Below are 7,808 nucleotides of genomic sequence, written 5' to 3' on the forward strand. Positions count from 1 at the left end.
TACGACAGCGATGACGTCGCTTCTTGCGCACGCCGGCAGTTGCACGCGCGCGGGAGCGACAGGGTCGCCGTCGTACGACGACGACATCGTCGCTCGGGGGGTGCGGGTCAGGCGGAAGCGTCGAGGTACACGGCGCCGCGTGGCTCACGCGTGGCGTCGACGGCGCGCAGGGCGCCGAGGTGTTCCAGCGTCGAGCGGCGGTCCGCCTCGAGCACCGTCATGTGGTCCCGCTGCGCGGCGAGCAGCCGGGAGGCCCGTCCCACCAGGTCACGCGGCAGCGGTCCCAGCCCGGTCGGCTCCGACCACCCGGCCGGGGCCGTGGACTCGGCCGCCTGCCCGGCGGCGTCGTGCTCCAGGGACGTGAGGAGGGCCTCCCAGGCGAGCCGGTCGGCGGTCTGCTCGCCTGTCTGCTCAGGCGACACCGAGGGCTCCCCCGGTCGGCTGCCGTGCGGCCGTCGCCGGCAGCGATGCGGCGGCCTCGTGCCACGACTGGCGCAGCGGCTCGAGGATCCGGATGCAGTCGCGGGTGGCCTGCACGTCGCGGTGCACGTTGGCGGTGATGAGCGAGGTCGAGGCGTAGTTGTAGACGGCGAGCAGCCCCTCGCCACCGTCCCACACGTCGATGCGGAGGGTGCTCGACAGCTCGCCGACGATCGCCTGGGCGTGCAGCAGCTGCTCGCGGGCGGCCTCCCAGTCGGCCGCGACCTGGGCGGCCTCGGCGCGGTGCAGGTCGAGCAGCAGCCGGTCGTAGAGCATCGTGACGAGCTGCGCCGGGGTCGCGGAGAGCACGGCCTCGTTCGTGTACTGCGCACGACGCTGGTCGGTCACGGTGCGCGGCTGTGCAGCCTGGCGGAAGGCGGCGGCCTGGAAGTCGAAGGTCATGGTCGTTCCCGTCAGCTCGACGTCGCGGCCAGCTGGCTGGCGAGCCAGCTCGACTGCGACTGGAGCTTGCTGAGGCTGGTCTCGAGGGATGAGTAGAGGGTCTGGAGCGCGGCCCGGCGCATCGTGAGCCGATCGGTCCAGCTGTCGATCTGGGTGTTCAGGTCCTTCGCGACGGCCTGCTGACCGGTGATGGTCGTGGTGACCGAGCCGTCGTACTTGTCGGAGGCGGCGGTGGCCGCGGCACCGACGTTCGCGGCGACCCCGGAGAGCATCGCCTGGGTCGCCTTCGGGTCGGCAGCGAGGGCCTTCTGGAAGACCTCGGGGTCGAAGGTGAAGGAGCCGTCCTTCGTGATCACGATGCCGATCGTCGACGGTGACTTCCCGTCGACCGGGGCGGACATCGTGCTCGTGAGCCGCTGCACGGCGTCCCGGGACGCTCCGTCGCCGAGCAGGACGCCGGCCTTCGTCGTCGTGGTGCCCGACGTCGCGCTCGTCGTGCTCGACACCGCGGTGTTCGTCTTGTAGTAGGCAGCCACCGCGTTCATGGCGTCGACCAGTCCCGAGGCGACCGACTGGGCCTTCGTGGTGTCCTGCGCGACCGTGACGGTGACGGGCTCGGTGGTGACCTGCGACACCGTGACGTCGACCCCGGGGACGAGCCCGGTGAACGTGTTCGTCGCACTCGTGATCGTCTGCGCGGCCGCGGTGCCGGCCCAGAGCGTGACGCTCGCGTCCTTCGCCGCCGTGACGACGGCGGCGCCGGTCTCGGTGAGGACGTTCGTCGCGGTGCCCGCTGCCACGGCGTCCGCGCCGCCCCGGTACACCTGGAAGGCACCGGCCGCACCGGTCTTCGCGGACGTCAGCTGCAGGCGGTAGAGCCTGGTGCCGTCGGCGTCGGTGCCGGCGGAGACCTTCGTCGCGGTGACGCCGGCGCCGGACTTGTTCAGGGCGGACACCGCGTCGTCGAGCGAACCGGACGCCGGCGTGACGGTGGTCGACTTGCCGTCCGCGCCGACGATCGTGATCGGCTGCGCGGCCGTCGACCACGTCGGCATCGCGGCGGTCACACCGACCTGCGCGGAGGCGGTCGAACCGACGGAGAAGCTGATGGACCCGGCGGTCGCTCCGGCGCCGCTGACGGCGGTGACGCCGGGGGCGCTGCTCGTCGCGGCGAAGAGGTCGAGCGACGAGGCCTTCGCGGCGTCCGCGGCCTTGGTGGCCAGGCCCTGGATCAACCCGTTGAGCGTCTGCAGCGACGAGATGAACGAGTTGGTGGTGGTGAGCTTGTTCTTGAGCAGGGTCTGCGGGACACCCTCGACGCTCATCAGCGAGTTGATGAGGTCGGTCGTCTTGAGACCGCTGACCAGACCGTCGATCGCGAGGCTGGTGCTCGAGGACACGGACGAGGACATCGTCGACACTCCCTGGCGTCGTGGAGGTGGTCAGGATGGCGACGCCGCCCTCCGGGGCACCCGATCGGGCCCGGAGGACGGCGTCGTGACGGCTAGCGCAGGAGCGAGAGCACGCCCTGGGTGCTCTGGTTCGCCTGCGCGAGCATCGAGGTGCCGGCCTGGCTGAGGATGTTGTCGCGCGTGTACTTGACCATCTCCTCCGCCATGTCGACGTCGGTGATGCGCGAGGAGGCAGCGGTGAGGTTCTCCTTGGCCACGTTCGTCACGTTGATGGCGTGGTCGAAGCGGTTCTGGACGGCACCGATGCTCGAACGAGCCGAGGAGACGTACTTGATCTGCTCGTCGATCGCGGTGATGGCGGCCTGAGCGTTCGTCGCCGAGTCGAAGGTGAGCGCGCCGACCGCGGTCGACACGGCCTCCACGTTCGACTTCGACAGGTCCACGTCGATCTGGCTCGCCGCGTCGCCGTTCGCGCCGACCTGGAACTTCAGGACGCCTGCGGTGCCGGCGGAGCCGTCGAGCAGGTTGATGCCGTTGAAGTTGGTCGACTCCGAGATGCGGGTGAGCTCCTTGGTGAGCTCGCCGACCTCGGTGGTGATCGCCTTGCGGGAGTCCTCGTTGTTCGAGTCGTTGCCGGCCTGCACTGCCAGGTCGCGCATGCGCTGGAGGATCGAGTGGGTCTCGGTGAGGCCACCTTCAGCGGTCTGCACGACGGAGATGCCGTCCTGCGCGTTGCGGGCGGCGACCGTGAGGCCACCGACCTGGGACTTCAGCCCCTCGGAGATCGACAGACCGGCAGCGTCGTCGGCAGCACGGTTGATGCGGAGACCCGACGAGAGCTTCTCGAGGGACTTCGACAGGTCGTTCTGCGTCGCGTTGAGGTTCCGGTACGTGTTGAGTGCCGAGAGGTTGGTGTTGATGGACATACCCATGGTGGTTTCCTCCGTGAATGTGGGTCGTGCGTCGGCCCGTCCGTGGGCTGACATGGATGACTCTCGACCGGTTGCCGGGAGTCGTTAGGGGATCGGTGGAGAAGTTTCCGCCGACGTCGGTGCCGACTCGACGGCTCAGCTCGCCGCGACCGCGGTGGGCGCGGTCGCGTCGTGCACGGCACGGGCGACACCGGCGGCGGCGTTCGTGGCGACACGGGCGAGGTAGGCACTGCGACGAGCCGCGGTGGTGCGGCTCGCGGGCTCGACGGTCGTGCCGTCGCCGTAGTGCGCGGCGAGCCCGTCGTGGAGCAGGCGCATCGCCTCGGAGCGCTGCTGCGAGACGGCGGAGTGCGTGATGCCGAGTTCGGCGGCGACCTCGGTGACCGAGCGATCGCCGAAGTACACGGCCTCGACGATGAAGCGCATCCGCTCGGGCAGGGCCTCGACGGCGGCGCGGAGGTACCGGCGCTTCTCGGTCTCGAGCAGGTCGTCCCCGGGCAGCGGCAGGTCGGCGGCGACGAGGTCGTGCACCGTCTCGTCGAGCGGCGCGACGGTGCGGGCGGCATCGCTCATGGCGTCGACGGCGGTCTGCTTGTCGACGCCCATGGCATCGGCGATCTCCTGCGCGCCGACGCTCCGGCCGAGTCGGGCGGACAGGGCTTCCTGCGTGGCGAGCGTCTCACGGATCCGCTTGCGGGTGCCCCGGGACGCCCAGTCGGCGGAGCGCATGTCGTCGGCCAGCGCACCGGTGATCCGGGTGCGGGCGTAGGCGCCGAACGGGACGCCGAGGGTGGGGTCGAAGGCCTCGGCAGCGGCGACGAGTGCGAGCGAGCCGACGGCGGCGAGGTCGTCGCGGTCGAGGTGCGTGGCCCGGGAGCGGACGTCGGCCACGATGTAGCCCACGAGCGGGAGGTGCTCCACGATCATCGCGTTGCGTTCGGTGCGGTCCATGCTGTTCCCCTGGTCGACCTGACGTGTGTCGGCTCACCCGTCCGTGGGCGCGACGGACGCCGGCCTCGGATGGCCGGTGCGTACGCCGAAGACCCGCCCGGGTCCCTCCGAGCGGTGCACCCGCGTCGTTGCCGAGCGGTTCCGGGGTGTCCCCCGGGGTGCGTTCTGAATGTATCGGCTGGCAATGCGCTGAACAGGTGCTCATCCGTCCCCAGTGCGGGGGTGTCAGAGCCCCTTTCCGGTCGGCATTTGGGGGGACTTCGGCCGGGGAACGGTCGTTCTTGTCCCCCGACGGGGGTCATCGGGTCACAGACTCGGCGAGTACCGGTGACGCCACTCGGCGGACGGGGCTTACGGTCGCGGTCACCGAGTCGATAGATCACGGTGTCCGCAGGATGACGGACCGGGGACGACCCCGACGAACCACCACCCGGGAGGAGCTGATGAGCGTGAACGACCTGTCCGCCGTGCTCTGGCGCGAACGCGAGCTGCTCGAACTGCTCACCTTCAAGCTCGAGGAGGAGCAGCTCCTGCTCACCGCGGGCCGCTCCCGCTGGGTGTCGCACGCCAGCCGTGAGGTCGAGCAGGTCCTCGACCGTCTCCGCAGCACCGGGCTCGAGCGTGCCGCGCAGAGCGCCGAGGTCGCCGAGGAGTGGGGCGTGCCCGCCGACGCTCCCCTGCGCGACGTCGTCGCCGCCGCACCGAACGGCCCGTGGGGCGAGATCCTGTCATCGCACCTCACCGCCATGGTCGAGCTGACCACCCAGATCGGCGCGCTGCGCGACGAGAACGACCGCTTCCTCCGTGCTGCCGCCCAGGCCACCGAGGAGACCCTTGCCGGCACCGTGACGAGCGCAGCCACCTACGACGCCAGCGGCACCTCGGGCTCCGGCTCCGAGGGCGGCCGACTGTTCGAGGGGACGCTGTAGCACCGTGGTGAGCACCTTCGGATCCCTCGCGACCGCGTACTCCGGCCTCGCCGCGGCCCGCGCCGGCATCGACGTCACCGGCCAGAACATCGCGAACGCCGGCACCGCCGGGTACACGCGGCAGCGCGTCACACAGAACTCCGTACCCGCGACGCAGACCGGCTTCATGCGGGGCACTGCCGCCCTCGCCGGCCAGGGCGTCTCGGTCGACGGCATCGCCCGCCTGGCGTCGCTGACGCTCGACGCCGGCGTCCGTGTCGCCGCCGGTTCGTCGGCCTACGCCGATGCACGCGCGACGGCGCTCTCCGCACTCGAGACGGGGTTGCACGAGCCCGGCAAGAACGGCCTGAGCGCCAAGCTCGACGCCTTCTGGTCGTCCTGGAGCGAGCTCGCGAGCCACCCCGACGACCCGGGGGCCGCCAGCGCGGTGCTCGGAGCCGCCGCCACCGTCGCCTCGGCGCTGGCCGCCGGCTCGAAGGCGGTCGACGCCCAGTGGTCGTCCGTCCGCGGGACGCTCACCGGCCAGGTCGCCCAGCTGAACGACGCTGCGGAGCAGGTCGCCGACCTGAACGGGCGCATCCGCACCGCACTCGCCTCGGGCGGCAACGCCAACGAGCTGCTCGACCAGCGCGACCAGCTCACGCAGCAGATCGCCACCCTCGCCGGTGGCACCACCCGGACGAACGCCGACGGCACGGTCGACGTGCTCCTCGGCGGCAACCCGCTCGTGCAGGGAACCGACGCCCGCTCCGTCGCCCTCGGCGGCGCTGAGCGTCTGGCCGACGGTGCCGCGGTGACGCTGACCTGGACCACCGGCACGGCCGGGGCGGTCGGACTGAGCGGCGGGTCGATCGGTGGCGCCCTCGCGGTCCTCGCACCCGCGTCCGGCACCGGCACCGGCGGCGCACTCGCCGAGGCCTCCAAGTCCTACGACGCCGTGGCCACGCGACTGGCGACCACCGTGAACGCCCTGCACGCCGCCGGGACCACCCCGGCCGGCACCACCGGCACCTCGTTCTTCGCCCTGTCCGCCGGTGTCCCCGCCGCGCAGGCCCTCAGCGTCGTCCCCACGGACGCGAGCGGCCTGGCGACGCGGAACGCGGCGGGGGAACTCGACGACTCGTTCGCCGACGCACTCGCGCGGCTCGGGGCGTCGTCCGACGGTGCCGACCAGGTCTGGGCGACGTTCGTGACGGGGGTGGGCACTGCCTCCAGGTCGGCCACGTCGGAATCGACGCTGACCGGACTCGCGCTCACCAACGCGCGGAACCAGCAGCAGTCCAGCGCCGGCGTCGACCTCGACGAGGAGAACGTGAACCTGCTGAGCTACCAGCACGCGTACCAGGGCGCCGCGCGCGTCCTGACCGCAGTCGACGAGATGCTCGACACCATCATCAACCGCACAGGACTCGTCGGGAGGGGCTGATCGTGATCACCCGTGTGACCACCCAGATGTCGATGGCGGCCGCCTCGGCACGGCTGCAGGCCGGCGCGGCGCGCGTCGCCGAACTCACCGACCAGGCCACCACGCTGCGAGCCATCCAGAAGCCGTCCGACGACCCGGTCGGCACGGCCTCGTCGATGCAGGTGCGCAAGGAGCAGGCCGCCGCAGCGCAGTACTCCCGCAACGCGAACGACGCCGCGGCCTGGCTCGCGACCACCGACAGTGCCCTGTCGAGCGTCTACTCGGTGCTCAACACCGTCCGCGACCTCACGGTGCGGGCCGCGAACTCGGGCACCATGAGCGACACGGACCGCGACGCCTTCGTCACGCAGTTCCGGTCGCTCGGAGCCGACCTCGAGGCGCGTGCCAACACCACCCACGGCACCCGTTCGGTGTTCGCGGGATCGTCGACCGCCGCTGCCGCCTACGACCCCGCGACGGGCTGGGCTGCGTCCGGCACCGACGTGTCCCGACGGATCGGCGACGGCACCACGGTGCGCGTCGACACCTCCGGCGCCGCGGTCTTCGGATCCGGCGACGACTCCGTGTTCGCCATGATCGACTCCATCGTCAGTGACCTGCAGAACGGGGTGAACGTGAACGCTCGCATCGGGGACGTCGACACGGCGCTCGGGACCGTCCGCGGCGCCCAGGCCGACGTCGGCGTCCGGCACGCCGCCGCACTCGCCGCGCAGGACTCGCTGAAGTCCGCGACCGTCTCGCTCGAGAGCCGCCGCGCCGGCATCGAGGACGTCGACCTCGCGAAGGCCGTTCTCGACCTGCAGGTGCAGCAGACCAACTACCAGGCAGCCCTCGCCGTCACCGCGAAGGTCCTGCAGCCGACCCTGATGGACTACCTCCGATGAGCATCTCCCTGACCTTCGCCGTCCCGCCGTTCGGGCTCGCCCCAGCCCCGGCCTTCGAGCTGTCCCCGGTCGACGGCGCCGAAGGGCTGTTCACGCTCGTCGGGGACGACGCACGGCTGTTCCTGCTCGACGCCGCGGTGCACCTGCCGTCGTACGCGCCGGAGCTCACCGACGAGCAGGCCGTCGGGCTCGGGCTGACCGACCCCGCCGACGCGATGCTCCTGGTGGTCGCGAACCCCGGCGCGTCCGGCACCACGGTGAACCTCCTCGCGCCGATCGTCGTGAACGCCCGGACGGCCGCGGGCGCGCAGGTCATCCTCGAGGAGCAGGACCTGCCGCTGCGGGCGGAGCTCGCCCGGGTGTAGGTGCGGCGGGGCGGGCCGGTCGGGGCG

Annotated in this window: 9 protein-coding genes; 4 read left to right on the forward strand and 5 right to left on the reverse strand. The window is 71.7% G+C overall.

All coding sequences use genetic code 11. From position 1 onward, the window contains the following. Positions 1 to 107 precede the first annotated feature (107 nt). The 5 genes from KK097_RS17535 to KK097_RS17555 form a co-directional block, all read right to left on the reverse strand. On the reverse strand, positions 108 to 422 hold the full coding sequence (locus tag KK097_RS17535; protein ID WP_214545604.1) for a hypothetical protein: 315 nt from the start codon (positions 420 to 422) through the stop codon (positions 108 to 110). After that, a complete protein-coding gene (fliS, locus tag KK097_RS17540) occupies positions 412 to 882 on the reverse strand; it encodes a flagellar export chaperone FliS (protein WP_214530524.1) in 471 nt (156 codons plus the stop codon). The genes KK097_RS17535 and fliS overlap by 11 nt, the downstream gene beginning before the upstream one ends. A gap of 11 nt (positions 883 to 893) precedes the next feature. Then, positions 894 to 2,282, reverse strand: a complete 1,389-nt coding sequence (fliD, locus tag KK097_RS17545; RefSeq protein WP_307858455.1) for a flagellar filament capping protein FliD — start codon at positions 2,280 to 2,282, stop codon at positions 894 to 896. 104 nt (positions 2,283 to 2,386) lie between these two features. After that, a complete protein-coding gene (locus KK097_RS17550; protein WP_214530522.1) occupies positions 2,387 to 3,226 on the reverse strand; it encodes a flagellin N-terminal helical domain-containing protein in 840 nt (279 codons plus the stop codon). A 135-nt stretch (positions 3,227 to 3,361) separates the two neighbouring features. Then, on the reverse strand, positions 3,362 to 4,177 hold the full coding sequence (locus KK097_RS17555) for a sigma-70 family RNA polymerase sigma factor (protein ID WP_214530521.1): 816 nt from the start codon (positions 4,175 to 4,177) through the stop codon (positions 3,362 to 3,364). A 443-nt stretch (positions 4,178 to 4,620) separates the two neighbouring features. Here KK097_RS17555 and KK097_RS17560 point away from each other — a divergent pair, with 443 nt between their 5' ends. Genes KK097_RS17560 through fliW form a run of 4 tightly spaced genes read left to right on the forward strand, consistent with a single transcriptional unit; the run spans position 4,621 to position 7,781 of the window. After that, positions 4,621 to 5,106 carry a flagellar protein FlgN gene (locus tag KK097_RS17560; RefSeq protein WP_214530520.1) on the forward strand — a complete coding sequence of 162 codons (486 nt, stop codon included), beginning with the start codon at positions 4,621 to 4,623 and terminating at the stop codon, positions 5,104 to 5,106. Between the two features lie 7 nt (positions 5,107 to 5,113). Next, positions 5,114 to 6,532 (forward strand): flagellar hook-associated protein FlgK, encoded by a 1,419-nt coding sequence (gene flgK, locus KK097_RS17565; protein ID WP_307858454.1) that lies wholly within the window; start codon positions 5,114 to 5,116, stop codon positions 6,530 to 6,532. A gap of 2 nt (positions 6,533 to 6,534) precedes the next feature. After that, positions 6,535 to 7,416: a flagellin N-terminal helical domain-containing protein gene (locus tag KK097_RS17570; protein WP_214530518.1), complete on the forward strand. Its 882-nt coding sequence runs from the start codon at positions 6,535 to 6,537 to the stop codon at positions 7,414 to 7,416. Beyond that, complete coding sequence (gene fliW / locus KK097_RS17575) at positions 7,413 to 7,781, forward strand: flagellar assembly protein FliW (protein ID WP_214545606.1); 369 nt, start codon at positions 7,413 to 7,415, stop codon at positions 7,779 to 7,781. Before KK097_RS17570 ends, fliW begins: the two co-directional genes overlap by 4 nt. Positions 7,782 to 7,808: the final 27 nt, after the last annotated feature.

Source organism: Curtobacterium flaccumfaciens (assembly GCF_018598405.1).
In the GTDB taxonomy this organism is placed as follows: Bacteria; Actinomycetota; Actinomycetes; order Actinomycetales; family Microbacteriaceae; genus Curtobacterium; species Curtobacterium aurantiacum.

Coding starts and splice junctions, on each gene's coding strand:
- KK097_RS17560 (WP_214530520.1), top strand. CDS start 4,621: ATGAGCGTGAACGACCTGTCCGCCGTGCTCTGGCGCGAACGCGAGCTG.
- KK097_RS17550 (WP_214530522.1), bottom strand. CDS start 3,226: ATGGGTATGTCCATCAACACCAACCTCTCGGCACTCAACACGTACCGG.
- fliW (WP_214545606.1), top strand. CDS start 7,413: ATGAGCATCTCCCTGACCTTCGCCGTCCCGCCGTTCGGGCTCGCCCCA.
- fliS (WP_214530524.1), bottom strand. CDS start 882: ATGACCTTCGACTTCCAGGCCGCCGCCTTCCGCCAGGCTGCACAGCCG.
- KK097_RS17555 (WP_214530521.1), bottom strand. CDS start 4,177: ATGGACCGCACCGAACGCAACGCGATGATCGTGGAGCACCTCCCGCTC.